This is a genomic window from Pseudomonas sp. GW821-FHT11G12 (assembly GCF_058808055.1).
Genome location: NZ_JBXARH010000011.1, coordinates 132242 through 158546, shown reverse-complemented (window position 1 = coordinate 158546; position 26305 = coordinate 132242). Strand labels below are relative to the sequence as shown.

Annotated in this window: 22 protein-coding genes; 15 read left to right on the top strand and 7 right to left on the bottom strand. The window is 61.5% G+C overall.

Translation table 11 applies throughout. The features are described from left to right. Positions 1 to 39: 39 nt before the first annotated feature. A complete protein-coding gene (locus AC1RR7_RS26930; protein ID WP_102622795.1) occupies positions 40 to 1014 on the bottom strand; it encodes a tetratricopeptide repeat protein in 975 nt (324 codons plus the stop codon). Between the two features lie 55 nt (positions 1015 to 1069). Next, entirely contained in the window at positions 1070 to 1888 is an 819-nt protein-coding gene (locus AC1RR7_RS26925; protein WP_493158794.1) for a VanW family protein, read from the bottom strand. A 244-nt stretch (positions 1889 to 2132) separates the two neighbouring features. Between AC1RR7_RS26925 and AC1RR7_RS26920 the strand changes: the two genes are divergently transcribed. Beyond that, positions 2133 to 2954: a glycosyltransferase family 2 protein gene (locus tag AC1RR7_RS26920; RefSeq protein WP_102622409.1), complete on the top strand. Its 822-nt coding sequence runs from the start codon at positions 2133 to 2135 to the stop codon at positions 2952 to 2954. Positions 2955 to 3282: 328 nt separating this feature from the next. Here AC1RR7_RS26920 and AC1RR7_RS26915 read toward each other — a convergent pair whose 3' ends face one another. From AC1RR7_RS26915 to AC1RR7_RS26895, 5 genes are all read right to left on the bottom strand, one after another. Next, positions 3283 to 3867, bottom strand: coding sequence for a hypothetical protein (locus AC1RR7_RS26915; RefSeq protein ID WP_096821360.1), 585 nt, complete (start codon positions 3865 to 3867; stop codon positions 3283 to 3285). Between the two features lie 113 nt (positions 3868 to 3980). Beyond that, positions 3981 to 5048 carry a lipocalin-like domain-containing protein gene (locus AC1RR7_RS26910; RefSeq protein ID WP_493066710.1) on the bottom strand — a complete coding sequence of 356 codons (1068 nt, stop codon included), beginning with the start codon at positions 5046 to 5048 and terminating at the stop codon, positions 3981 to 3983. Next, the gene (locus tag AC1RR7_RS26905; RefSeq protein ID WP_493158774.1) at positions 5038 to 7509 is read right to left on the bottom strand and encodes an FtsX-like permease family protein; all 2472 of its coding nucleotides are present in this window, start codon (positions 7507 to 7509) and stop codon (positions 5038 to 5040) included. The genes AC1RR7_RS26910 and AC1RR7_RS26905 overlap by 11 nt, the downstream gene beginning before the upstream one ends. Beyond that, entirely contained in the window at positions 7506 to 8159 is a 654-nt protein-coding gene (locus AC1RR7_RS26900) for an ABC transporter ATP-binding protein (protein WP_493158773.1), read from the bottom strand. Before AC1RR7_RS26900 ends, AC1RR7_RS26905 begins: the two co-directional genes overlap by 4 nt. Positions 8160 to 8209: 50 nt before the next feature. Beyond that, the gene (locus AC1RR7_RS26895; RefSeq protein ID WP_493158772.1) at positions 8210 to 9907 is read right to left on the bottom strand and encodes a sulfatase-like hydrolase/transferase; all 1698 of its coding nucleotides are present in this window, start codon (positions 9905 to 9907) and stop codon (positions 8210 to 8212) included. Between the two features lie 391 nt (positions 9908 to 10298). On the opposite strand from AC1RR7_RS26895, the gene AC1RR7_RS26890 reads away from it, so the two are divergent. From AC1RR7_RS26890 to AC1RR7_RS26825, 14 genes are all read left to right on the top strand, one after another. After that, positions 10299 to 11651: a UDP-glucose dehydrogenase family protein gene (locus tag AC1RR7_RS26890; protein WP_096821355.1), complete on the top strand. Its 1353-nt coding sequence runs from the start codon at positions 10299 to 10301 to the stop codon at positions 11649 to 11651. Then, on the top strand, positions 11648 to 12685 hold the full coding sequence (locus AC1RR7_RS26885; protein ID WP_493158771.1) for an NAD-dependent epimerase: 1038 nt from the start codon (positions 11648 to 11650) through the stop codon (positions 12683 to 12685). Before AC1RR7_RS26890 ends, AC1RR7_RS26885 begins: the two co-directional genes overlap by 4 nt. 18 nt (positions 12686 to 12703) lie before the next feature. After that, entirely contained in the window at positions 12704 to 13450 is a 747-nt protein-coding gene (locus AC1RR7_RS26880) for a sugar transferase (protein WP_096821353.1), read from the top strand. Beyond that, positions 13450 to 14097, top strand: a complete 648-nt coding sequence (locus AC1RR7_RS26875) for a CpsD/CapB family tyrosine-protein kinase (protein WP_096821352.1) — start codon at positions 13450 to 13452, stop codon at positions 14095 to 14097. The genes AC1RR7_RS26880 and AC1RR7_RS26875 overlap by 1 nt, the downstream gene beginning before the upstream one ends. 21 nt (positions 14098 to 14118) lie before the next feature. Next, positions 14119 to 15144: a polysaccharide biosynthesis/export family protein gene (locus AC1RR7_RS26870; protein ID WP_096821351.1), complete on the top strand. Its 1026-nt coding sequence runs from the start codon at positions 14119 to 14121 to the stop codon at positions 15142 to 15144. A 17-nt stretch (positions 15145 to 15161) separates the two neighbouring features. Continuing rightward, positions 15162 to 16754, top strand: coding sequence for a GumC family protein (locus AC1RR7_RS26865; protein ID WP_096821350.1), 1593 nt, complete (start codon positions 15162 to 15164; stop codon positions 16752 to 16754). Further along, positions 16751 to 17845, top strand: coding sequence for a glycosyltransferase family 4 protein (locus tag AC1RR7_RS26860; protein ID WP_493066704.1), 1095 nt, complete (start codon positions 16751 to 16753; stop codon positions 17843 to 17845). Before AC1RR7_RS26865 ends, AC1RR7_RS26860 begins: the two co-directional genes overlap by 4 nt. Then, positions 17842 to 19212, top strand: coding sequence for an O-antigen ligase family protein (locus tag AC1RR7_RS26855; protein WP_493158770.1), 1371 nt, complete (start codon positions 17842 to 17844; stop codon positions 19210 to 19212). The genes AC1RR7_RS26860 and AC1RR7_RS26855 overlap by 4 nt, the downstream gene beginning before the upstream one ends. Then, complete coding sequence (locus AC1RR7_RS26850) at positions 19209 to 20177, top strand: glycosyltransferase (protein WP_096821347.1); 969 nt, start codon at positions 19209 to 19211, stop codon at positions 20175 to 20177. The genes AC1RR7_RS26855 and AC1RR7_RS26850 overlap by 4 nt, the downstream gene beginning before the upstream one ends. Next, positions 20170 to 21306 carry a glycosyltransferase gene (locus AC1RR7_RS26845; RefSeq protein ID WP_102622401.1) on the top strand — a complete coding sequence of 379 codons (1137 nt, stop codon included), beginning with the start codon at positions 20170 to 20172 and terminating at the stop codon, positions 21304 to 21306. The genes AC1RR7_RS26850 and AC1RR7_RS26845 overlap by 8 nt, the downstream gene beginning before the upstream one ends. 13 nt (positions 21307 to 21319) lie before the next feature. Beyond that, complete coding sequence (locus AC1RR7_RS26840) at positions 21320 to 22321, top strand: polysaccharide deacetylase family protein (RefSeq protein ID WP_102622400.1); 1002 nt, start codon at positions 21320 to 21322, stop codon at positions 22319 to 22321. Continuing rightward, positions 22318 to 23625 carry a lipopolysaccharide biosynthesis protein gene (locus AC1RR7_RS26835; protein ID WP_102622412.1) on the top strand — a complete coding sequence of 436 codons (1308 nt, stop codon included), beginning with the start codon at positions 22318 to 22320 and terminating at the stop codon, positions 23623 to 23625. The genes AC1RR7_RS26840 and AC1RR7_RS26835 overlap by 4 nt, the downstream gene beginning before the upstream one ends. Beyond that, entirely contained in the window at positions 23622 to 25541 is a 1920-nt protein-coding gene (locus tag AC1RR7_RS26830; protein WP_493158769.1) for a hypothetical protein, read from the top strand. Before AC1RR7_RS26835 ends, AC1RR7_RS26830 begins: the two co-directional genes overlap by 4 nt. 70 nt (positions 25542 to 25611) lie before the next feature. Further along, positions 25612 to 26301 carry a GNAT family N-acetyltransferase gene (locus AC1RR7_RS26825; protein WP_102622398.1) on the top strand — a complete coding sequence of 230 codons (690 nt, stop codon included), beginning with the start codon at positions 25612 to 25614 and terminating at the stop codon, positions 26299 to 26301. The last annotated feature ends 4 nt before the right edge of the window (positions 26302 to 26305 follow it).

Below are 26305 nucleotides of genomic sequence, written 5' to 3'. Positions count from 1 at the left end.
ACAAGGGGCGACTTCAATCGCCCCTTGTTGCTAGCCACGTCAAAGCTTGTTTAACGCTTCCTGAGCCCCAGGTGCCGAGCTTTCAATCGCCTTGAGCATCCAGAATTTCGCCTTGGTTTTGCTCTTGCTCAACCCACCTCTGCCCTGCGCGTACATGTTCCCCAACGCCAATTGAGCTTTGCCATATTTGGCATCAGCCGCCTTGCGATAGAAATTGGCCGCTTCCCGTTCATTGCGCTTCGTTCCACGGCCCTGTTCGAGCATCTGCGCCATCTCATATTGGGCGTACTTATTTCCTTGGGCAGCCGACTTGCTAAACCAATCGAAGGCACTGACTTCATCTTTTTCAACACCTCGCCCGGCAGCCAGGATTTCTGCAAAATCAAACTGCCCAGAAGCATTCCCCGTCTCGGCGAACTTACGGAGCCATTTGGCTGCCGCTACGTCATCCTGTGGGACCCCATCCCCTTCTTGGTAGATCATCGCCAATAGCATGTAGGCATCGGGATAACCGCCCTCGGCGGACTGGTTGTAGTAGGCCATAGCCTTGTCCATATCCTTGAGATTTTTTATCGAGCGGCCACCACGATGATAAATCTGCGCCAGATGGAATTGCGCTTTCGCATTGCCCTGCTCCGCAGCTTTCAGACTCCAGTAAACCCCGGCGTCTTCACCTTCTACACTCCAGTCCGAACTCAGTTCGTGGGCGAGTTCGGCTTGTGCCTCGGCATTTCCCTGTTCTGCAGGTTTGCGAAACCACTCTTCAGGCATGCCGGGCGAGAATTGCTCTACCACCCCGCAAAGGTTCTGCTGAATGGCTTTGCCAAATTCCAGTTGTGCTTGCAGATCACCCTTTACCGCGTCTTCGTGCAAGCGCTCCGAGTTAGGCGAACAGACCCCACCCTTCATCGCGTCGTACAGCGCTCGCGGTTCCTGTGCCCATGTGTTGCCTGTGCTGAACAGAGTAAAAAGCACCACACCGACCGGGATGAAAGTCTTGAAACAGCGGTTCATTGAAACGTCCTTGTGAATCGATAAAATTGAAAAAAACAACAACCAGCCAATAGATTTACGTCACCTCAAAAGCGCCTTCCCCAACCTCATACTTAACCACCACCCGATTCCCATACAACCGCTCCCTCTCCACCAAAGCCCCCACCTGCCCCTTCTCCCTCACCTCCCGCCAAATCTCATTCTCCCGAAACACCCGCTCCCCCTCCCGCACAAACCGATGCCCCAACTCAAACACGTGATACCGATACGCCCGTTCCCGATCACACAACAACTCCCCTTCCAGTTGCGTCTCCCCCACCTTCAACTTCAGCTGAAAGCTCCGATCCGTCGGGTTGTGCAGCACCAGATCGATGTAGTTGTAGAAGATCGCCGCGCCGGAGCCGAACGGCAGGACGCGGCCGTCGTCCGGGAAGGGGTCGAAGCTGTGGTTGGCGCGTTCGATGACGACCAGGGGTGAGTGAATGGCCATCCAGTGGATGAGGTTGCTGAGTTGGCAGATGCCGCCGCCGATGCCGGTGCGGGCCTGGCCGAAGGACAGTTCCATGCCTTCGACGTAGCCGCGTTGGCGGGTCGGGCGGCCGACGAGGCGGCAGAAGGAGAAATATTCGCCAGGGGCGATGGTGACGCCGTCGATGGCGGCGACGGCGAGTTTGAGGTTGATGACTTTGTTGTGTTGCAGCGCAAGGTCGGAGTCGCCGAGTTTGCGAATCAGTTTGGAGGTGTGTTTGAGGTAGCGATACGGCAAGCGCTCGGACGTCGCGGCAGGTCGTGCGTAGCGTTTACTCGAACAGTGCCAGGCGATGTGGCGGAACAGTCTTTTTTGCCACACGCGCAGCCAGTAGAGGGCCGGGTGGTAGAGGGAAAGTGGTTTCATCCGTGGCAAACGGCGCGGGCCGTTGTCTTCCTTGATCTGAAAATGGCGGCGCATCTTACCGTGGAAAGTCGCCGTGTGCGCGGCCTGCGCTTGCGTCGCACGCCGTAACAAGTCGACTGAACCCGACCGCTCCAAAATTAAGCTTGAACTAAGGTTGCGTCCCTACCATCCGGGCCACAAAGCAGCGGGTTGCGAGCATCGATTGCCGCATGCAAAACCCTTCAACTTGATGTGAGCCCTGACCATGAGAGCGTTTGATTTCCCCTCGGCACAACAGCCCGCGTTCAGTCTTGTATTGGTCAATTACAAAACCCCGGAAATAACCCGGATGTGCCTGGAGTTTCTCCAGCAATACGTCAAGGATCATCAGATTCCGGTGTGGGTGGTGGACAACGATTCTGCGGACGAAAGTCTGACTTACTTGCGTTCCCTTGACTGGATCAACTTGATCGAGCGCCCCTCGCCGGCTAAGGAACCCGGACATATTGCTCATGGCAAGGCACTTGATCTGGCACTTGCGAAAGTTGAAACCGATTACCTGTTTCTGCTGCACACCGACACTTTCGTGTTCGACAGCACTGTCTTTTCAATGATGATCAACGAGTGTATGCAATCTTTGGATACAGCAGCAGTCGGTTGTGTCGAACAGCTTGATCGGGGTGTTCTAAGAGACACCTGGCGCTTGTCTTCGCGTTATTTCAAACACTATTTCCGGCGGGCAAAACTTCAGTTGGGCCTGCGTTCCCGGGAGCCAAAACCCTACCGGGAAACCCACCTGAAAAGCTTCTGCACCTTGTGGAATGCACGGTTGATCAAGGCGCACGGGCTGCATTTTTCGATGGACGACCGGGTCCCGGGATACACGCTGCAGGATCGATTAAGCAGCCTCGGCTACGGCATCAGATTTCTTTCGCCGCGTACGATCTTCCGCTACCTGGATCACATCCAGGCAGGCACCGTGGCCGCCGCCGGTGGCTACGCCAAGAACCACCGCCGCACCACCATGTACCAGCAAACACTCAAGCGTATTCAGATGCAGCAAGGCATGCGACCTGCCAAATCCTGAGAACAATAAAAAAGGGCGACTTCACAGTCGCCCTTTTTTTATCTGAATTCTTTAGCCATCTCTCTGGAGGAGGTGTTCGCCCAGTGTAATGGCCTGGCAATCCATGCACCGGTAAAGAGCCCTGACACTGGGCGAACGGGAGGGATTTTAATGGAAGTTGGCGGATATGTCGTGCTAATTGATAATGAATTTTATGTACTAAAACGTTAACGAATATTGATCATCGATATTTCCCGACAAACTTTCAGAATTCTCCCACTCAAACATTTCATATGACTGTTCTCATACAACTATTTGTACAAGAACAGTCAATCTGTAGAGTTAATACTCAGCTTTCATGTGCACTGGTCACTTTTAATACATCGGTGTAAGTGACCACAACGCTCTGTCCGACTTTCAGATCTTTGAGCTTGGCTTGGATTTCAGGCTTTTCGACGTTGAGGGTTTTCGATTGGCCCGAAGGGTTTTCCAGAGTGACCTGCTTTTTCTTCAAATCAATTCTGGTGATTTTCAGTTGCACCTGAATCTGACGGAACGCCTCGCCACCGGGGTTGCTGCTGCCCACGGCATTGCGCAGCTCACCGGTACGCTCGGTGGAGCCAGGCAGACCTTTATCCACGTCGGTGTCCAGGAAAGCGGCGATCGAATGTGTAACCTGGATGTCGACCTTGTCGCCAACCTTCAGGTTGCCGAGGTTTTTCGCCTTGTCGCTGAGCTGAATGTGCACCTGGCGACCTTCCGCGCCTTCAAGGACAACCTGATGATTGGCCGGGTCGACCGCCAATACTTTGGTGGTGACCTGGTCGGCCTCGACCGCTGCGGACAGTGGAATGTCGGCGGCCAATGCCGTGAGGCTGGTGGCGGACAGGACAGTGGCAAGTGCGATGGCGTGCGTCAGTGCTTGGAGCTTCATAAGCGGTACTTTCCCTGTGATGAATGGCAGCACACCGCGCCGAATCGGTTTCAGCGCCGTGCGTGCGAAGGAGCATAGACGCTGATCGGCCGTTGCTCCTCGCACAGGGCGAATCAGTACCCGGTCATCTCCAGATAACCCTGCCCGCCCTGACTGCCGCTCAACCGCACCGGCCCCTCCCAGTATGGGATGCGCAGGTTCATCCAGGCGTCCGGGTTGATTGCATCGAGGGTGATCTGCAGATTTTTTTCCGGAATCCCGATCGACCAACGCACCGGCATCGAACGGCCAGCAACCTTCGCGGTGTCCTGCGGGGTCAGTTTGATCTGCGCGGCGTGCAGCGTTTCGGTCTGGCCATCGGCGGCAATCCAGGTGCCGGTCAAGTACGGCGCGCCTTCCTTCTGGCGCATGCGGTAGAGCATGACGTGCGCGCCGTCGTCCAGATGCAGGGAGAACCAGTCCCAACCGGTCTGGTTAGCGGTCAGCGGTTGGCTGCTCCACTCGCGGTCGAGCCAGGCCGGGCCGTTGACGGTGTAGGTGTTGCCGTCGATTTGCAGGGTGCCGCTGGCCTGGAAAAACGGCTGGCTGTAGTAATACGACGCCTGGCCCTGTTCGGATTTCTGACTGAAGCCGTGATCGCCTTGCAGCACCAGCGGGCGGCTGGAGGTCAGGCGCAGTTGGTAGCTGAAGTTTTTGTCCTTTGCGCTGAGCTGCATGTCGCCCAACGGATCGCTCGCCTGACTGACGAAACGCCAGTCATCGATCCACGCCTCAAATGGCGCGGCATGCACCCCGGCCTGCCCGACGCCGCCACGGGCATAACGCTCGGCGGCGTGATGGACATTGACCGACGTCACCGCCGCATGGCCAAGCCAGATCGTTTGGTTGGCCCAGCCCGGTTGTTCCGGCGAGGCGTTCAGGGCGCTGCGAAACAAGGTCCACTGCACGCCGAAATCATTGCCCTGGGCATCCTTGAGATTGGCCGTCACATACCACCACTCGATGCGAAAACCGTCATGGGCGCCATGATCCGCCGGAAAGCTGAACACCCGCCCCGGTACTACCGGTGTGAAGGCCTGCGCCTGGGCACCCATTCCGGCGAAGCCCTTCTGTTCCGGTGCCGGGTTGTCACAGCCACTGAGCATCAGCGCCAGAAACACCACGACGAAGCTAATCCTCATGGGCAAACGTCCTCAACAAGTCCGCCGGTTGCGTGCGGTACAGCGAATACATCGGCCACGCCGAGGCCAGCAACGTCGCCAGCAAGGCCAGCCCGGTCAGTTGCAACAACTGCCACGGAAACACCCGCAACGGCAGACGCCAGCCAAAGGCCTGGACGTTGATCACCGCATCCAGACACCACGCCAACCCGATGCCCAACGGCAAGGCCAGCACCAGCGTCAGCACAGCCAGCAGCCAGGTCTGGCCGAGATTGAGCAGCATCAACTGCCGTCGCGTCACCCCCAGGGCCCACAGCGGCGCCAGTTGGCCGAGGCGGCTCTGGCTCTGGGTCAGCAGGCTGATGAACAGCGCCACCCCCGCGACGGCAAGCGTCAGGCTGTTGAGCGCGGCCGTCGCGGCGAAGGTTCGCTCAAAAACCTGCACCGACCAGCCCTTGAGCCGCGCCTGATCGACGATGCGGCTGTCGTCGAGCTGGAAACGTGCCTGCAAGGCGCTCAGCAGTACGGGGATTTTTGGCGGTTCGATACGCAGGTTGAAACGGTTTGGCGTCAGTTGCGGCCAACTGCGCAACAGGTGATTGCTGTTGACCAGCACATGCCCCTTGGGATTGCCGTAGTCGGCGTAGATCCCGACGATGCGCGGCGACCACGGCAGACCCGGCGTGGGAATCGTCAGGTGATCGCCCGGCCGCACCTTGAGCCGGCGGGCGAGTTGTTCGCTGAGCATCACCGCATCGTCCGTAGCCAGCGCCGTCCAAGGATCGTCGCCCCGGGCTTCGAGCAGCGGCCAGTGCTGGCGATAGTGCGGATGATCGATGATGCCGAACACCTCCGTCGGCCAGCCTTGCAACGTCACCGAAACCTGCCAGGTGGGCAGGACCGCCGCGACGCTCGGTTGCTGTTTCAGCCAGCTGTAGAGTTCGCGCGCCTGTGCCGAATTGTTCGGGTTCAGATAGAGCTCGGCAGTGAGGCGTTGTTCGAGCCAGTCGTTGAAGGTCTGGCGGAAACCGGCGGTCATGCTGCCGGCACCGATGTTTGCCGCCATCGCCAACAGCAACGCCATCAGCGCCAGACTCAGCGCCGGCAATTGCTGTCGGCAGTCGGCGAGAAACCACTGCCCCAGCACCGAACGACTGCGCCCGAGCAAGCCGTTCAACAGCGCACTGAGCACCACCGGCAACGCCAGCGCCGCGCCGAGCAGCAACCCCGCCATCAACACAAAACCACTGGCCAGACTGTTGCCCAACAGCAGCGCGATCAACGCAATCGCGGCAAACACCCCGGCCACCCAGCCCTGCCGGCGCAACCAGCGCGCATGCTGTTCATGCCAGGCTTGCGGATCGGCCACCGCCAGCAACGGCAGCCGCGCCGCCCGCAGCAAACTGTTGGCCCCGGCCAGCAACGCGCCGAGCAGGCTCAAGCCGATACCGCTGAACCACCACCACGAACTCAGGCGCAACTGCCCCGCCACTTCCGCGCCGTACAACCCGCGCAGGCTGGCGGCGACATCCGGCAGCAGCACGCTCGCCAGCCAGTAACCGCTGACGACGCCGAACAGGCCGCCGATCAACGCCAGCGCACCGAGTTCGACGATCAGGCAAGTGATCAGCATCCGCGCGCTGACACCGCAGGCGCGCAATGTGCGCAACAGCCCACGGCGCTGTTCCAGCGCGAGGCCGATGGCGGCATGGACGATGAACAGACCAACGACAAACGAGAGAAATCCCAGGGCATCGAGGTTGAGGTGAAAGCTTTCGGTCAGCCGCGCCAGATTGTTTTCTTCACCGCTGCTCTTGAGCTGCAACTGGCCTTTGAACGCCGCCGGCATGTCGGCGTGAAAGTCCTTCGGCAACAGCAGCCGCGACAATTGATCGGGTTGTTCAAGCACACGCTGAGCGACGCCAATGTCTACCAACAGCACACCGGGAGCCATGTCCGTTTGCGCCCTCAACGGTGGCAACGTCTGGCCGGTTTCGGTTTGCGCTGTAGCGCCCTCGACCAGGTTCAACGCCTGCAAGGTCTCGGGAGAAATCCAGGTGCTGCCCGGCGGGCTGAAGAAATCGACGATGCGTTCGATCGGCATCGCCTGCCCCGCCACCGCACTGTCGGCCGGCAGGGACACCGGCTCGATGCCCATCAGTTGCAGGCGCTGGGATTCGTGCCCCTTGAGGATCAACCGGCCTTGCAGCACCGGCGATACCGGCCAGCCCTGACGGCGCAGATCGACAAACCATTGCTGGGAAAACGTCGCGCCATTCGGCATGCTCAGGCTGGCCTGGGGTTCGCCGCCAATCATCTGGCTGGCGCGGGCGTAACTGTCCCGCGCCTGACTGTTGAGCGCCTCGACACCTGTCAACAGGCTGGTGGCCAGCCACAATCCGGTCAGCACGCTGAAAAACTGCACCGGATGCCGCCGCCAGTGACTGAGCAACGCGATCAACGTTTGCCGAAAAACCCTCACGTCAGACGACCGCTGGACAGCACCACCCGCTCCGCCAGTCGCGCCGCCACGCGCTGACTGTGAGTGACCATCAGCAAAGTGGTCGGCGTGTCGTCGAGCAATTCCAGCAACAGACGCAGCACCTCGTCGCTGGTTGCTTCGTCGAGGCTGCCGGTGGGTTCGTCGGCCAGCAACAGCTTGGGCCGAGACGCCAATGCCCGGCCGAGTGCAACACGTTGCTGCTGACCGCCGGAGAGTTGTTCGGGATAACGCTTGAGCAGATCGCCCAGGCCCAGACGCTGCACCAGATGGTTCTGCCAGCGCGGGTCATGCCGCCCGGCGAGCCGCGCCTGAAACGCCAGGTTGTCCTCGACCCGCAGGCTGCCAATCAGGTTGTACTGCTGGAACACCAGACCGATTTCCGTGCGCCGCCAGTTGGCCAGTTGCGCCTCGTTCATGACGTCGAGTCGATGTTCACCGCTATGGATGCTGCCGCTGTCGACTTTATCCAGGCCGGCGATCAGATGCAGCAGCGTGCTTTTGCCGCTGCCCGACTCGCCCATCAGCGCCAGACTGCTGCCGGGTTTGAGCGTCAGGTCGATGCCTTGCAATACGGGCAACGGGCCTTGAGGGGTGAGATAGCTCTTGAAGACGTTTTGAACCTGCAGCATGCCGCCATCCGATCGATCCGTGTGGGGCAAGGATAGCGGATGGCGCAGGGTTACTGTCCGGCGGCAACGCTGGTTGGCGCCTCACCCGGCGTGACGATGCTGTTCAGGTCGATGTGTTTCCACTCGGGCTTGGCCCCCAACCGCGCATTGAAGCGGTAGTTGAAGGTGAAATCATCTGCCGTCGGCACGCTCAGCGGTTTGCCGTAGACCGACTCGATCCCCGCGAGGTCATAGCCCATCAACTGCAACAGGGTCGGGAAGATGTTGTAGTGACTGGAGCGATCCTTGTTGGCCGCCAGTTGGGCCGACCAGTCGAGCGTGTGCAATTGATCGCCCTGAATCACCACCAGCGGCACCAATCCCTCTTCCTCCACCGGGTCGCCGCCGCAATGGGTGTTGAGCCCCGGGTTGCCGCGTTCGTGCAGGTCCTGGCCGTGGTCCGAGGTGTAGATCAGCAGCGCGTTGTTCAGGTTGGCCTGGGCAAACACTCGCGAGAAAAACTCGCCGACATTCCACAGCACCGTGTTCTTGTAGGCATTGCGGTACAGCACCCAGTCATCGGGCTGGCCGTTGAAACCGTCGCGCTTGCCGGTGTCGGCGACTTCCGTGAACTGGCCGCGCGGCAAGGTCGGGCGGTAGGCCATGAACGCATCGGGGTATTTGTCGTGCACCGGGAAATGCGCGCCGACCTTGTTGATCACCACCAGCTCCGGTTTGTCGTCGTTGAGCAATTCGATCAGTTTGCCAGCGGCGGCCATGTCGCGGTCACGGACGCTGGTCTGGTCGAATTGCACGAATTCGTCGATGTCCTTTTTCTCGGTGTCGGTCATCAGGTTCTGCAGGTTACCGCCGGTGCGCTGGGCGTCGATGTAGACGGTGCGCAGGCCGGCCTTTTTGGCGTACTGCCAGATCGACGGCAGCGTGGTGTTGATGCGCATGTAATCGGCGCGGGTGCCGCCGTAGCGCAGGGTGACGTTGGTGTCGGCACTGCAATTGGCGATGGACGCCGCATAGCCGTAGTTGAAAATGTCGACGCCCGCAGGCGCCTGCTTGAGGTTGCTGTGCACGCCGAACGGCGCGTTGATGTCCAGGTAATTGCCGGAAATGCTTTCGTCGATGATCAGCACGATGTCGTGGCCCACCGCAGGCCCGTTGCGCGCCAGGGTCACCGGCTCACGGGGGCCGACGGTGTTGTGCAGCGCCTCATAGCCGAACAGGTTGAGGTAGGCCAGCGGCGTGTACATGATCGGCAATCCACGCGCACCCTCCCCGGCCCGCATGAACAACACCGCACTCAGCAGCAGTACGCCGCACAACGGCGCCGCGATCCGCCAGGCATTTGGCACGGGGATCGAATGCCGTGGCTTGAGGCCGATGCCGACCAACAGCAGCAGGCCATTGAGCGCCCCGTGGACGATCGCGTCCCGGTACTGGTAGGCCGCTTCCTGAATGAAACCACCGGAATACACCAGCGAGACGAAGCTGCTGTACGTCAGGTAATCGGTGGTGACGCGGGTATACACATCAAAAAAAACCGCCGAAATAAACATCGTTAATGCGAACAAGTGCCGAATGAAAGTCTGACGTATATAGGCCGTTAGTAATAATGCGAAAGTCAGCGCCAAAAACATCGCGCCAAAAAGAAGTACTGCCGGGCCGATACCCATGGCGCTTAAACGCTCAAGGTAATATTCGGAATAAAGCAGTAGATAAATAATTAAAAGCAGTTCTTTCAAATATCGAAACATGGCGATTCCGGGGCGCTTGCGACGGGGCATGGTCAATCGCTTGTCGGCCATTTTCTGACACTAGCAGCGGGCCATCAAAGCGCAAGAACTGTCGGACTTTGGCCAAAAGCGTCAAAAAAACATTGACTCAAAACTGACACACCCAAGTCGTTACAGGCCTTGTATTTTGTGGCCTACGACCGTTTATCGTTTTCTTTGAAATGTGAAAAACATGTCAAGGACGGGACAAATCCAGATATAGCAAGTACTTGATGGCCAATCGCCCCCAAAAATGGGGGTGTTATACACATGCAACATGTCATTTTGCTGACATGGTTTGCCAACGCTGCGCTATACCCCTTTTGACAGTTCCAATTCGATCTTCCTCCACCGTCTTACGAGGCACGCCAATATGGACGTGAGCGTATTTGGTACGGGCTATGTTGGCCTGATTCAAGCTGCGGCACTCGCCGATGTCGGACATCGTGTGTTGTGCGTCGATATTGACCCGAACAAGATTAAACAACTGCAACAGGCAGTTCCGCCGATCAGTGAACCGGGTCTATCGGCAACTTTGGAAGAAAACATCAAGGCCGGGCGCCTGCTGTTCACCACCCAGGCCAGCGATGCCGTAGAACACGCCGAGTTGATCTTCATCGCGGTGGGCACCCCGGCCGACGAAGACGGTTCCGCCGACCTGAGTCACGTGCTCAACGTGGCGCGGCAGATCGCAAGTTTCATGGAGGCCGATCGCACGCTGATCATCAAATCCACGGTGCCGGTCGGCACGGCGGACCAGGTGCTGAAGACCGCCAGCGATGAATTGCACCGGCGCGGCAAAAGCGGCCTGAACGTGCGGATCGTGTCCAACCCCGAATTCCTCAAGGAGGGCAGCGCCCTCGCCGACTGCATGCGCCCCGACCGGATCATCGTCGGCACTCAGGACGATGAAGCACGGGCGCAGATGAGCGAGTTGTACGCGCCGTTCTGCCGCAACCACGAAAAACTGATGTTCATGGACAACCGCAGCGCCGAGCTGACCAAGTACGCGGCCAATGCGATGCTCGCCACCCGCATCAGCTTCATGAACGAGCTGGCCAATCTCACCGAGCTGCTGGGCGCCGACATCGAAGCGGTGCGCAAGGGCATCGGTTCCGACCCGCGCATCGGCTATCACTTCATCTACCCCGGCTGCGGCTTCGGTGGCTCGTGCTTTCCCAAGGATCTGCGCGCCCTGCTGCACACCGCCGAGCACAACGGCATGCCGCTGAAACTGCTGCGCAGTGTCACCGACGTCAACGACACGCAGCGGCACATCCTGTTCAGCAAACTCAAGGCGCAATTCCCGCAAGGTCTGGCCGGCAAATCCATTGCCGTCTGGGGTCTGGCGTTCAAGCCAAATACCGATGACATGCGCGAAGCCCCCAGCCGCTATCTGATGGATGCGCTGTGGGCCGAAGGCGCCAGCGTCCAGGCCTACGATCCGGAAGCGATGTCCGAGTGCCGGCGCATTTACGGTTACCGCGATGACCTGCACCTGTGCGCCACCCGCGACGACACCCTGGAAGACGCCGACGCACTGGTGATCTGCACCGAGTGGAAGAATTTCCGCGTGGTGGATTTCGAGCTGCTGGCCGACAAGCTGCGCTCCAAAGTGATCATCGACGGACGCAACCTCTACAACCCGGAACAAGTGGCGGCCGCCGGCCTGCACTACAGCGGCATCGGTCTGCGACACATTTCGCCCGACGGGTTGCGCCCATGAAAATCCTCGTCACCGGTGCGGCCGGGTTCATTGGTGCCCATTGCGCGTTGCGACTGTTGCGCGACGGGCATCAGGTGGTTGGCCTCGACAACTTCAACGGCTACTACGACCCGCAGCTCAAACTGGATCGCGTGCAATGGGTGCGCGACCAGGTCGGTGATTTCCAGATCGCCCGGGTTGACCTGGCCGATGCCGCCGCCGTCGACGCCCTCTTCGTCCGTGAATGCCCGCAAGTGGTGATCCACCTCGCGGCGCAGGCCGGGGTGCGTTACTCGCTGGAAAATCCACGGGCCTACATGGACAGCAATCTCAGTGGCTTCCTGAACATTCTGGAAAGCTGCCGGCATCACCCGGTTGAACACTTGATCTATGCCTCGTCGAGTTCGGTGTACGGCGCCAACCAGCACATTCCGTACTCGGTGCACGACGGCGTCAATCACCCGCTGTCGCTGTACGCCGCTACCAAGAAAGCCAACGAGCTGATGGCTCACAGTTACAGCCACCTGTTCGGGATTCCTTGCACCGGGCTGCGCTTTTTCACGGTGTACGGGCCATGGGGCCGGCCAGACATGTCGCCGATCCAGTTCGCCCGGGCCATCACCGAAGGCACGCCACTGAAGCTGTTCAACTACGGTCGGCACCAGCGTGATTTCACCTACATCGACGACATCGTCGAAAGCATCGCGCGCCTCACCGACCATCCGCCACACAACCATCCGGAATGGGACCGCGAGCACCCCGACGCGGGCAGCAGCATGGCCCCGTGGTGCCTGTTCAACATTGGCGGCCACCACCCGGTGGAACTGAAAACCTACCTGGCGCTGATGGAAAAGCACCTCGGTCAGAAAGCCGTGGTCGAGCTCTTGCCCCTGCAACCGGGCGACGTGCTCAACACCTGTGCCGACACCGATGATCTGGCCCAGGCCACCGGGTTCCAGCCCCGGATCGAGCTGGATGAAGGACTGGGGCGTTTCATCGCCTGGTATCGCAACTACTACCCCACGGCCTATCGCCCACGCGCCGCTCGCGGCTGAACATCAGCGGAGGACTGCATGACTGGACATGAGAAAGGTGTACCGATCCAACAATTGGTTCGAGACAAACGCATGGATCCGGAACAGCGAATGCGCCTCGACGCGGCGATTCACCGCCAGGGCCAGGGCTGGGTGACCGGTCGCGAAGGCGGTCGACCATGGCAACTGTCCCGCACCAATCGGGTGGTGGCGTGCTTCGGCGCGTTGGTCATTCTGGTGATGATCTCTCCGCTGCTGATCGGTCTGGCACTTGCCATCAAGTTCACCAGCAAGGGCCCGGTGATGTTCGTGCAGAAACGCACCGGCTATCGCGGCCGCAAGTTCGGCATGTTCAAGTTCCGCACCATGGTCGCCAACGCCGAAGAGCTGAAAGAATCGCTGCGCCACCTCAACAAGCACGGTGCCGATGCCATCGATTTCAAGATCGACAAGGACCCGCGCATCACCCGGATCGGCGGTTTCCTGCGGCGCACCAGCCTTGACGAACTGCCCAACCTGATCAACGTGGTGACCGGCGACATGCGCCTGGTCGGCCCTCGTCCGACCTCGTTCAACGCCTACCGCTACAAGGACAGTCACCTCGCGCGCCTGGCGATCTACCCCGGCATGACCGGCCTGTGGCAGATCTCCGGACGCAGCAACATCGACTTCGACCAGCGCGTTGAGTTGGACCTCAGCTACATCGCCGAGCAGAGCCTTTTGCTTGATCTGAAGATTCTGTTGAAAACCCCTTTCAAAGTATTCAGCGGCCACGGAGCAAGCTAATGGACGGTTCAACCAACAAAAGCCTGAGCATTGCCAGCCCCAGCGAGTCGAACCTGACCTCGACCGTGCTGGACCTGGATCTGCGGATCCTGTTCCTGACCGCCGCCAACCCCGGTGCCGGCACGACCACCAGCGCGCTGGCCCTGGCCAGTCAACTGGCGCAGATGAGCAGCGGCCTGGTGCTCTACGTCGATGCCAGCCAGTCGGCCGGTAACCTCACCCAGCAACTGAGCCTGAGCAAGGAGCGCGGCCTGCGTGACTTGCTGTTCAACCCGGATAGCCCGCCGCTGTTGCAGGACTGCGTGGTGCAGGTGTCGAGCCTGCCGTTCCACGTGCTGCCCAACGGCCGGCCGATCCGCACCATGGAGCACCTGACCGCCGAGCGTCTGAGCCCGTTGCTCGATCAGTTGGGGAGCCAGTACCGCTTCGTGGTGATCGACGGCGATGCGGTGTATTCGGCCGCCGACACCCTGGTCATCAGCACGCAGGTCGACGGGGTGGTGTTCGTGGTGCGTGCCGAGGACACCCGCTGGGAAGTCGCCCAGGCCGCGGTGCAACGGCTGACCCAGGCCGGGGCGAAAGTGGTGGGCAGCGTGTTCAACCGGCGCAAGTACTACATGCCCAAATGGCTCTACAAAAACCTGTAAGCAAACGCGAGGGATGACGCCATGAACGCCAAGATACTGGTTCTGCTGATGCTGCCGCTTGCAGGTTGCTCCAGCAACTCGGAAACCCAGAGCATGCCGGTGAATATCCTCACCGCCCCGCCGGCCAACGCCCAGGCCACCGACATGCCCAAGGTCGAACAGACCTTGCGCCCGCAGGATGTGCTGGATGTGATCTTCCACATCAGCACCAGCGGTTCGGACGCCTACCGCGTGCAGTCGGGTGACCAGATCGGTCTGAACTTCACCGCCGCCAGCCAGCTCAACGGCAATCAGCTGGTGCTGCCGGATGGCACCATCGAACTGCCGGGCGCCAACACCTCGGTGAAAATCGCCGGGCTGACCAGCGACGAAGCGCGCCAGGAAATCCAGCGCGCCTACCAACGCAAGCAGCTGTTCCAGCCCAATCGCAATCAACTGACCGTGCAGATCATCAGCCCGCTGACCAACGAGCAGAACCTCAAGAGCGCCCTCAACCACCCGGCCACCGGCATGAGCCGCGAGATCACCGTGGGCACCGACGGCTACGCGAGCTTCCCGGAAATCGGCGCCGTGCCGCTGCAAGGCATGACCGTCAATCAACTGGAAACCTTCCTCAACAAACGCTACGCGCAACTGCCGGGACGGATGACCGTGGACGTGCTGCTCAAGTCCACCGCCGGCAACGAGATCTATGTGCTGGGTGAAGTCGGCCAGCCCGGCTCCTACCCGATCCGTCGGCCGGTCTCGGTGCTTGAAGCGCTGACCCTGGCCCGTGGCACCAACGTCAAGGCGCGCCTGGATTCCGTGGTGATCATGCGCCGCAATGGCAATCAGGTGCAGGCCGTGCGTTACGACGTCGAAAAAGCCCTGTCCGGCGATGCCTCGCAGATCGCCTACCTGCAACCGGACGACATGCTCTACGTGCCGAAAACCAAACTGGCCAGCGCCGGCGAACTCGCAAGGCAACTGGCCGATGTAGTGCTGTTCCAGGGCGTGGGTTTCAGCTTCGGCTATCGCGTCGACAACAAAGGCAGCAACAACAACTGACTCTCGGGTGACCTGACATGAATCCAAAGGAAAACTACCTGCATGAGTTCTTCAGGATCTTCTTCGCCAACAAGCAACTGGTGAAGCGTGTCTTCCTGATCTTTGCAGTGATCGCGCTGGTGCTGCCGCTGGTGCTCAAACAGAGCTTCGATATCACCGCCCAGGTGATCGTGCAGTCGAAAAAACTCTCCCAGGGCGACGCCACCACGTCGCTGACCGTGGACAACGCCACGTTCATCCCGCCGTCGCTGGCGGACATGGAAACCGAGAGCAATATCCTGCGCTCGCCGGCGCTGATCCGTCAGACCATCAGCGAACTGCGGGACAAGGGTGAGTACACCCCGTCGCCCGGCGTCTTCGCCCGGCTGATTGGCGAGCCGTTCAAGCGCTACATCACCTCGCCGCTGCGTCAGTACCTGATCAACCCGCTGCGCAACGTGCTGGGCCTTGAAACCGATCCGGTGCGCGACACCGCCCTCGATGCGCTGACGCAACAGGCCATCGACAGCCTGAAGATCGAGACCCTGCCCGGCTCCAACGTGATCTCGATCGTCTACAGCTTCCCCGATCCGCATCAAGGCACGACGTTCGTTTCAGCCCTGCTGCAAAACTATCTGGTGAGCCGTCAGGCGCTGCAATCGATCGACCTGCCGCAGTCGTTCTACGAATCGAAAAAACACCTGTATCAGGTGCGTCTCGATGGTCTGGAAGGCAACCGGCAAGCCTTGCTTGAAAGTGTCGGCGCGTCCGATCCGAAGGAAGAAATCACCTTCCGCCTGAACGCGATCAACACTGAAGAGCAGGCGCTGAACCTGTATCAGGATCGCTTGCTGCAAAGCCAACGCTGGCTGGAGTACCTGAAAACCAGCCTGGCTGCCGCCAGCAACAACAAGCTCAACGACTACACCTTCCCCTACACCTTCACCACCACCGTCGACAACGTGGCGTTCGAGGATCGGGAGATCAAACAGCTGGGCGAGCAACTGACCACCCAGGTCAGTCGCTACATGAACGATCTGGCGGTGTTCCAGCCTGGCAGCGAGCCGATGTTGTTGACCCGGGAGCAGATTGCCCGCACCCGTCAGCAGTTCCTCAAAGTGGTGAGCAACCGCATTCAGGAGCGCACCAACGACCTGGCCGTGGTCCAGCAGGTGATCGATCAGAAAACCGCGCGCATCGCCGAGTTCAAGGCACGGATCCACGAGTTGCAGCAGACCCAGAGCAAGCTGCGGCAGATGGACACCGAAATCGACGCCCTGCACGCCGCGTTCTCGACCTACGCCCAGCGTTTTGCTGAAAGCAGCACCACCCGTTCGCTGAACGACGACCTGTCCAACGCCCGGGTCCTGAGCCCGCCGTTCGAACCGACCGAAGCGGCGTTCCCCAAACCGCTGCTGATCATTCCGTTCGGCCTGTTCACCGGTCTGTTGCTGGCGATTGCCTTGGTCTACGTGCGTGAGTTCTTCGATCACCGCTTCAAACACCCGGCGCAAATCAGCCACGAGTTGGGCCTGCCGGTGCTGCTGGTGATCAACGACCAGAGCACTCAGCCGGGTAATCCGCACAAGAACTGGACCGTGCCAAGCTTCGTGCACTGGGTGCGCAATTGAGCACCCCGTCCTCCCCGAACGCCGCCCTGCCGATCATTCATTTGCTCAGCAGTGGCGGCTTCTATGGGGCCGAGCGGATGTTGCTGGATCATTGCCTGGCGACACCGGGGCAGCATCAGGTGCTGTTTCTCGATGCGCCGCCGGAACTGATCGAGCGCTTTCGCGCGGCGGGCGTCGATGCCCAAGGTTGCGCCGGACTCGGCGCATTGCTCGGGCATCTGCGTCAGCGCCGGGCGGAACGTCCGTTGATCAACACCCACAATTTCAAAGGCCTGCTGTTCGGCTGGGTTGGCGCCACGCTGTTACGGCTGCCGCTGGTGATCACTCAACACGGCTTCACCCCGCGCAGCCGCAAGCAGAAGTTCTACACCTGGCTGAGCCTGCAACTGTGCCGCACCGCGTCGGTGGATCGAGTGGTGTGCGTGGCCGAAAGCATCGCGGTGCTGCACCGCCAGGCCAGCGTCCGTGCGGAAAAGCTGCAAGTGATCCCCAACGGCCTGCCGGCGGCGGTCGCTGAACGGATGCCGGAGGTCGATCATCAGCGCTGGCTCGCCGGGTACGTCGGACGACTGAGCAGCGAAAAAGGTCCGGACCTGTTTCTCGATGCGCTGATCCCGCTGTGTCATCAACATCCGCAACTCGACGCGGTGATGCTCGGTGACGGCCCGGAGCGCGAGGCACTTCAGGCGCGGATCGACGCCGCCGGGCTGCAACAGCGCATTCGTCTGCCGGGTTATCAGACCGACATGCGCCACTGGTGGCAGCAACTCGACGCGCTGGTGATCAGCTCGCGCACCGAGGGCACGCCGATGATTCTGCTGGAGGCCATGCAGACCGGGGTGCCAGTGGTGGCGTTCGCGGTCGGCGGAATTCCCGATGTGCTGGAAGACCGGCACAACGGCCTACTGGCCGCGCCGGCCGACAGCAGCGCCCTCGCCCGCCAGCTCGACACGCTGCTGAGCCAACCCGCGCTGGCGCGCAAACTGCGCGACAACGCCAAACGCACGCAACAGGACCGCTACGACCTCAAGGCCCTGGCCGAGCGCTGGTCGCAGTTGTACATCCGCACGGCACGGGAGGCACGCGCATGATTTTCCCGCTCTCGATCGTCAGTCTGCTGGGTCTGGTCTGCATCGCTTTGCTGGCCAGCCCATGGCCCTATCTGGCGCCGGGCGCGGTGCTCGGTCTGGTGGGGTTCGCGGTGCTTTACCGCAAGCCGACCTGGGGGCTGCTCGGCATCGCTGCACTGGTGCCGTTCGAGGGTTTCTTCAAGGACAGTTCGCTGTCGGGCAGCAAGCTCATCGGCGCGTCGCTGGCGGTGATCCTGATGCTGCAACTGGCGATGCACCAGATTCCTTCGGAACGCCTGCGCAGCAACATCTGGCGTTACCTGATCTGGTTCATGGTCCTGTACTTCCTGAGCCTGCTCAACACCGATGACCTGGGCATGTCGCTGGGGCATTTGCGCGAACTCAGCGTCGGCCTGATTCTGTTCGTCATCACCTTGCTGATCGGTCGTGAACTGAACCTCGACCTGTTCGCCCGGCTGGTGACCCTGAGCGTCAGCGCCACCTGCGCCATGGCGATGTTTTCGACCAAATTCCAGGATCAGGGCCGCGCCGCCGGCCTGCTCGAAGACCCGAACGCCTTCGCCCTGCTGATCGCGTTCGCCGTGCCGCTGGGTCTGTTGCTGGTGATTCGCGGCCCGAACCTGCTGCACCGGCTGTTCTGGGGCGCGTGCTGCCTGCTGTTGCTCGGCGGCATGACCAAGACCGAATCCCGTTCCGGGCTGGTGGTACTGGCGTTGAGTCTGGTGATCGGTTGCTGGCACTACCGCGCGCAACTGTCGCGGATTCGTCCGCGTCACCTCGGCTTCGCGATGCTCGGCCTGGCGATCGTGATTCCACTGGCGATCTACGCAATGCCCGCCGGCTACATCGCGCGCATCCAGTCGTTGAGCGTATTGAGCGCCGGTGCCCGTGGCCACGATGACGAATCCCTCGGTCGCCGTGCCTCGTACATCGTGGTCGGCAGCCAGATGATCCGCGAGAATCCGCTGCTCGGTTCCGGCCCTGGCACCTTCCCGCTGCATTACGCAACCACCGGTTACGCCAAGGCATTCTCCGCCAACCGCAAGATCGGCGACCTGTACCGCCGCGCCCACAACACTTACCTGGAAGTCTTCAGCGAACTGGGAGTTCCCGCCGGCCTGTTGTTCGTCGGCATGCTCAGCCTGGGCCTGTACAACCTGATCCGCGCCCGTCGCGCCTGGATGCAACGACGGGACTGGGAACAAGCGGACCTGATGACCCACCTTGGCGTGAGCTTCCTGTCGCTGACGCTGTTCCTGATGTTTCTCAGTGCACCGAATCAGAAGTACGTGTGGATCATGCTCGCGCTGACCAGTGTCCTGCGCCTGAAAGCCGAGCAAGCACCGTTGACGGAGGCCCGGGCATGAGCCGGATCAGTGTTGTCATCCCGATGTACAACGAGGGCCGCCACATCGGCCGTACCCTGCTAGCCGCGCAAAAAGCCGCGCACGCGGCCAATGTCGAGTGTGAACTGATCGTGGTCGATAACGGTTCCAGCGATGACGGCCCTCAGATCGCTCGCCAGTTCGGTGCGCAAGTGCTGGTCGTGCCAGGCGTGTTGATCGGCGCCTTGCGCAATCGCGGTACCGCCATCGCCACCGGCGAATGGCTGGCGTTCATCGACGCCGACATCGAAATGCCCGAAGACTGGCTGACCGGGCTGTTCGCCCTCGAAGCCGAAAACCACGCCGACGTGTTCGGGCTGGACCTGCACACCCCCGCCGCCGCGCCGTGGTACGCCGTGGCCTGGCAACGCCGTACCCAACGGCCGATCTCCCACGCCGCCCATGCCGTGGACTGGCTGCCCAGTGCCAACCTGCTGATGCGTCGGCGCTGGTTCGACAAGGTCGGCGGGTTCAACGAAACCCTGCGCACCGGCGAAGACAAAGAGTTCACCCTGCGCCAGCGCGAACAGGGCGCGCGGCTGCTGTCGGTCAACGAAAGCGTGGCGCTGCACTGGGGCTACGAAATGAACTGGCGCGAATGGATGGGCAAGGAAATGTGGCGCCAGGGCAGTCACCTGCAACTGCTGCGCACTCACGGGTTCAGCCTGCGATTGCTGCGTTTTCCATTGCTGTCGCTGGCCGCGTGGCTGCTGGATCTGCTGGCGATTTCCGCGCTGCTCAACGGTTTCCCCCATCACGCCGCCGTCATGGTGACACTGACCACGATACCGGCGCTGGTACTCAGCATCCGTCAGAGTCGCCAACAGCATGACCTCGGCCTGACCCTGCAACTGTGGGGGCTGCATTGGGTACGCCTGCACCTGGCGGGTGCGGCGTTCATTCTCAGTCTGTGTCATTGGAATGCCAGGAGGCCTGCCCGTGGCTGAGTTCATTTTCTGGATGTGCCTGCTGCTGCCGGTGTACGCCTATGTCGGCTACCCGTTGCTGCTGACGCTGCTGGCGCCGCTGTTCCCGGCGTGGCGTCACAGCCCGGCACCGCCGCTGAACATCAGCATCGTGATCGCCGCGCACAACGAGGCGCGGCATATCGAACACAAGCTGCGTTCGCTGCTGTCCCAGGATTATCAGCCGGCTACCCTGCAAATCATTCTGGCCAGCGACGGCTCCACCGACGACACCGTGGCGTGCGCGCACAAGGTCGTCGACCCGCGAATCACCGTGCTCGACCTGCCGCGTCAGGGCAAAGCCGCGACGCTCAATGCCGGCGCGGCGCTGGCCACGGGGGACATTCTGGTGTTCACCGACGCCGATAACCAATGGTCGCGGGAAACCCTCGGCTACCTGCTCGCGCCCCTCAGCGATCCGCAGGTCGGCGCCTGCGCCGGGCACATGGTGATCCCGGTCACCGGCGGCGGCTTGAGTGTCGGCGACAGCCTGTACCGACATTACGAAGGCTGGCTGCGCCGGGTCGAGAACCGCACCGGTTGCATGGTCTCCGCCGATGGCGCGTTGCTCGCCCTGCGCCGGGAACTGTTCGAGGACGTGCCGGCGGAGGTCAACGACGACTTCTTCATCAGCACCTGCGCCCCGGTGAAGTTCAAACGCATCGTCTACGTGCCTGAAGCGCAAGTGATCGACCACGGCGTCGATGAAGCGGACAAACAGTTCCGTCGGCGTCAGCGGGTCACCGTCGGCGGCCTGCAAAGCCTGGCCCAGCGCAGCGAACTGCTCAATCCGTTCAAGCACGGGCTGTATTCGATTGCATTGATCAGCCACAAACTGATCCGGCGTCTGGCACCGATTCTTTTGCTGCCGTTGCTGCTGAGCAATTTCTGGCTGTGGGACGACCACGGTTTCTATCGCCTGAGCCTGATCATGCAACTGCTTGGGTACGGCATCGCGATTGCCGGCCTGCTGGATTCGCAACACCGCTTACCCAAACCGTTCCGCCTTGCGGCATTCCTGCTGGTGACACTGGCCGGCATGAGCATCGGCCTGTGGCAGTTCCTGCGCGGCCAGCGTTACGCCCAGTGGAACCCTGACCAAAACCGTTGAGAGGGCTCAAGCCATGGCGATCAAACAACTGATAAAACGCACCAGTGGCTGGCTCTATCTCAACTCGTCCGTGGGGCGAAACCAGTTGCACGGCGCCGGGGTGATCCTGATGTTGCACCGGGTGCTGTCCAACGACCGCGCCGCCGACCTGCCGCATCGCAACGAACTGTGCGTCGGGCCGAAAGCCTTCGAGCATCTGCTGGTGTGGCTGCGCAAGCATTTCGATTGCGTGCCGCTGATGGAAATCCTCCAGCCCAACGCCCTGCGCAGCGAACGCCCGCAAGTGGCGCTGACCTTCGATGACGGCTGGCGCGACAACGCCGCCAACGCCTTCCCGCTGCTGCAGAAACATCAGGTGCCGGCGAGCATTTTCCTCTCCACCGACTTCATCGGCAGCCGCCAGCGCTTCTGGTGGGAAAGCATCGGTGAAACCCTGTGGGGCAGCCACGGTGAAAAACCGCGCATGCACCTGATCGACTGCTTGCAGGCGATTCACCACCCGCTGCCGGTGCTGATGGACGACATCGATGTGGATCGTCGCAGCCTGACGTTGCTGCACTATCTGCAAGGTTTGAAAAACTCTGACCCTTTGATGCTCGAACGCCTGACCGACGAATGCCCGCCAGAGTCGCAACCCCAGGCGCTGGACTGGCATCAGGTGCGGGCGATGGAAGCTTCAGGGCTGGTGCGTTTCGGTCCTCACGGCGCCAGTCACACGATCCTGACCCAACTCGACGACGTGCGCCTGAGCGAAGAAATCAGTCGCAGCCGCGATGCCCTGCACAATGGCTGCAACCGGCCACTGCCGGTGTACTGCTACCCCAACGGCGACAACGACGCACGGGTGCGCGAACAGATTGCCAACCACGATTATCCGTTCGCCCTCGGCACCGGCACCGGGATCTATCGCGGCGCGGGTGATCCGCTGAACCTGCCGCGCTTCGGGGTCAGCCAGCGCACTGCGCGCAACCCGGAACTGCTGTCGTGGCGGATCTTTCGCGGGGCGCGACCATGAGTCGAAGCAATTACCTCAAGCACCTGGCGCTGAGCATGGGCACCAAACTGGCGATGATTGCCCTGCGCCTGCTGAGGAATGTGTTGCTGGCGCGAATCCTCGGCCCCAGTGAGCGCGGGCTGTTCGCGCTGCTCAGTACCCTGCCCGACCTGATCAGCGCGGCCACCAGTGGCGGCTTGAATTCCGCCGTCGGTTATCAGGCCGCCAAGCAGCGGCCGATGGGTTTGTTGCTCGCGCAAGTACTGGTGTTTGGCTGCTTGCTGGCGGGTCTGTTGACCTTGCTGGTGGTGGCGCTGGTGCGCGAGTTCGGCAGTGAACTGGACGTGACCGTGCAACTCGGCCTGCTGGCCTGGCTGTTGCTGCTGGCCGTGCCGTTGACCGTGCTCAAGAGCGGCCTGCTGACGTTGCACAATGCGTCCGGCGGCGTGGTCGCGTTCAATGCCTTGCGTCTGGTGGAATCCCTGGCGCCGCTGTTGCTGTTTCTCGCGCTGTTCTGGATGTGGAAGGAAGCGGCACTGGAAGCCGCACTGATCAGTTGGCTGGCAGGGATCAGCCTGGTGGTGCTGGCCGGTTGGGTCTGGCTCAAGCGCGCACAGCCGTTGCAGCTGCAATGGGATCGCGCCAGCCAGAACGAACTGTTGCGCTACAGCGCCCGCAGCCATCCGGACTTGCTGTTCCAACAAGTGATCCTGCGTTCCGATTATCTGTTCATCGGCGCCCTGCTCGGCAGTACCGCGCTGGGTCATTACGCCATGGCCAGCGCCGCCGCCGAACTGTTGCTGATCGTCCCCGAAGCCGTGACCACGCCGCTGATGAAACGCCTGCTGCAACAGGACGAAGGCATGGACAAAGTCACCCCGCTGGCGCTGCGCCTGACGGCGACGGTGATGCTCGGCGCCTGCCTGACCATGGCGGTGATCGGCGAATGGCTGATCGTCACCTTGTTCGGCGTCGCCTACCAACCGGCGTATCCGGCGCTGCTGGCGTTGCTGCCGGGCCTGTTGGGCCTGTGCTATGCGAGCATTCTGCGGCTCGACCTGCTGGGCAAGAATCGCCCCGGCACGGTGTCGCTACTGATGGGCCTCGGTGCCCTGCTCAACCTGGCCCTGAACCTGGTGATGATCCCGGCCTACGGTATCGTCGGCGCGGCAGCGGCCTCGTCGATTGCCTACCTGGCGGTGACCGTGGCGATGCTGGTGTTGTACTGCCGGTTGAGCGGCGTGCCGTTCTGGCAAACCTTGATCATCCTGCCCGCTGACATCACGCCGATGTGGCTGATGTTGCAGCGTCGGAAGGCGGCATGAAAAGCCTGGCCCTGCTGCTCGGACTCGGTCTGTCGCTGGACGCCTTCGCGGCGTCGATGCGCTGGGGCGACATTCGCGACGGCAGCCTGTACCTGCAAGCGGATCGCCCCGACACCGTGACCGTGCGCTGGGCGCCGGCGTGGCAGGCGGACGCCAACGAAGAGCACCTGTACCTGCTCGACGGCCAGGGCCAATTGCAAGGCGACCGCTTCATCAAGGCCAGCGAAGCCCGTGGCAGCCAGAGCTGGCCGTTGGCGCCGGGCGCGGCGAGTTATCAACTGGAAATCCCCGGCTACAGTTTCCGCAATTACCGGGTCGAGCACGACGAAAACACCGTGGCGCTGTTCGCCCCGGCCAAGGTGCATTTCAGCGCTGAGACCCGCGACGGCGATGAGCTGTATTTCAGGATTGCACCGGGTGAACACTCGGTGCTCGCGGGCAAGTTCCACGGTGGCGTCAGCGCCCTGCAAGCGCAGCGGGTCGGCGACGGCCAACAACTGTCGCTGGCGCTCAAACCGTATCGCGCCTATTGGCAATTCGATCAGCTCGCGCTGCCGGTCAGCGATCGAGAACAAGTCTGGCGCCTGCGTCTGCAAGGCAGCGGCAAAGCGGCGTTCTGGCTCGATGGCACGGCCAATCTGTTCGCGCAAAATCCGCAACAGCTCAAACCGCTGCGCGAAGACGATGGCCAGACCCGACTGACCCTGCACGACAAAGTCCTCGGCCGCACGCCGGACCTGGGCATCGCCCTGCCCTACGTGATGCCGCCGCCCGCCAGTCATGCGGCGCTCGATGCACTGAAACCGACGGCCGCCAGTTACTACAGCTTCGTCGATGTGACGGCGAAAAAACCGCAGTTCGAAGATGCGTTTCGTCAGGTCTATCAGGACCGTTTCGGCATCCGCCAGGACATCACCCTGCTCGCCGGCAGCCAGCGCCAGGCTGATCTGCGCGCCGATGTGCAAAGCAACAACGGCCTCGACGCCTGGCTCGCGAGCACGCGACTGCTTGGCGGCAAAGGCACGCACTACATCGGCTTTGCCGACGAGCCCAATCTCAACTATTCAAGCTACGAGCAATACCGTTCGATCTTCACCAGCATGGCCCGCCAGGTACGCAGCGATCCGGCCAATGCCAGGGCCGGCGTGCGCATCGCGATGCCGGCCAGTTCGCGGCTGGTCAACGGCCCGTTCGCCGACAACGCGGCGAGCAAACGCGGTATCGACTGGGCCCGACGCCTGCTGGGCGAATCCGCTGATCAGGTCGATGCGCTGGCCTGGCACGAATGGATGATCCGCGACCTGCTCGCCACCCGCGTCTACCGCGACAGCGTGCGCCGCGCCGCCGATCTGGTCGGCCTCGATGCCAAGGGTCAGCCACGCAAGGCCTTGCTCCTGGATCAGACCAATCTCTCCAGCGGCTCAAGCCTGAGCCCCTACGATCAGGAAACCCATTACACCTCGCTGTGGTGGGCCTCGGTGGTGATCAACGCCTCCCAGGACGGCTTGCTGACGATGCTCAACTGGTTCCAGGCCGCCGATGAACCGGAATACCCCAAAGGCATGTTGCGCGTCTCGGCGGATGAACAACACTTCGAACTGAAACCGGTGGGCCTGGCCCAGCAGTTCATCCAGCAGCACTGGCTGCACAACGTGTTGTGGCTGGAAAACGATGCATTCGAAGTCGATGTGCTGGCGATGGCCGGCGACGATCAGCGCGGGTTGTTGGGCGTCAACAAGGGCACGCGGTTGCAGCGTGTCGATCTGGCCGGGGCCAAGTGCCCGTTGAACAACGGCGCCCTGCGCTATTTCGGCGCCGACAACCGCAGCCGCGACGCGCCCTTCCGCTGCCAGGACGGTCGTGTGCGTTTCGAGCTGCCGGGGCAAACCCTGTTTTCTCTGAGCTGGAACGCTTGATGAACCGTCCGTTGATGTTCCGCCGCGCAGGCCTGTGCCGCGCGATGACTCGTCATCAGGAGCAACGACCATGAGCATTCTGCAAAAAATCAGCGAGCAAATTAAACAGAAAGGCCTGCGTGCCACGTTGGCCAAGGTGTGGAAGCACTATTTCTTTTCCCATCAGGAACTGTTGTGGATGGAGCGCGACCTGGTCAGCCCGGTGCCGCCCCACAGCCTCAAGCCTTACCCGCCGCTGCGGGTGGTGAAGATCACGCCGGACAACGCCGGTGCCTTCGCCCGTTACTTCGGCGACCGCGTCGGGACCATGGCGGAGCTGGCCAACGAAGGTCACACCGGGCACATGCACCTCGACGATCACGGCGATGCGGTGGCCTTCATCTGGGGCAGCGCCCGGGACTATTTCGACCGCCATTACTACGGCTGCCTGTTCCCGGTGAAACCCGGTGAGTTCTTCGAATTCGGCGGCGAACTGACCCGTTCCTATTGGGGCACCGAACTGTCGGTGGACCTGCAACTGGAACTGTGGAAAGCCATGGCCGCCCAGGGCTGCGACAAAGTGGTGGACGTCTGCGAGTTCCACAACATCCCGGCGCTCAAGCTGCACCTGCGCATGGGCTACACCGAACAGGGCCGGATCATGAACGTCTACACCCTGTTCGCCCGCTGGCGTTTCTACCGCGAAACCCGCTACAGCGGCTCGCGTCTGGATGCGCTGCGCAAACCTTCCCGTCCCTCCGTCACAGCAACGGCGACCTGAGCCT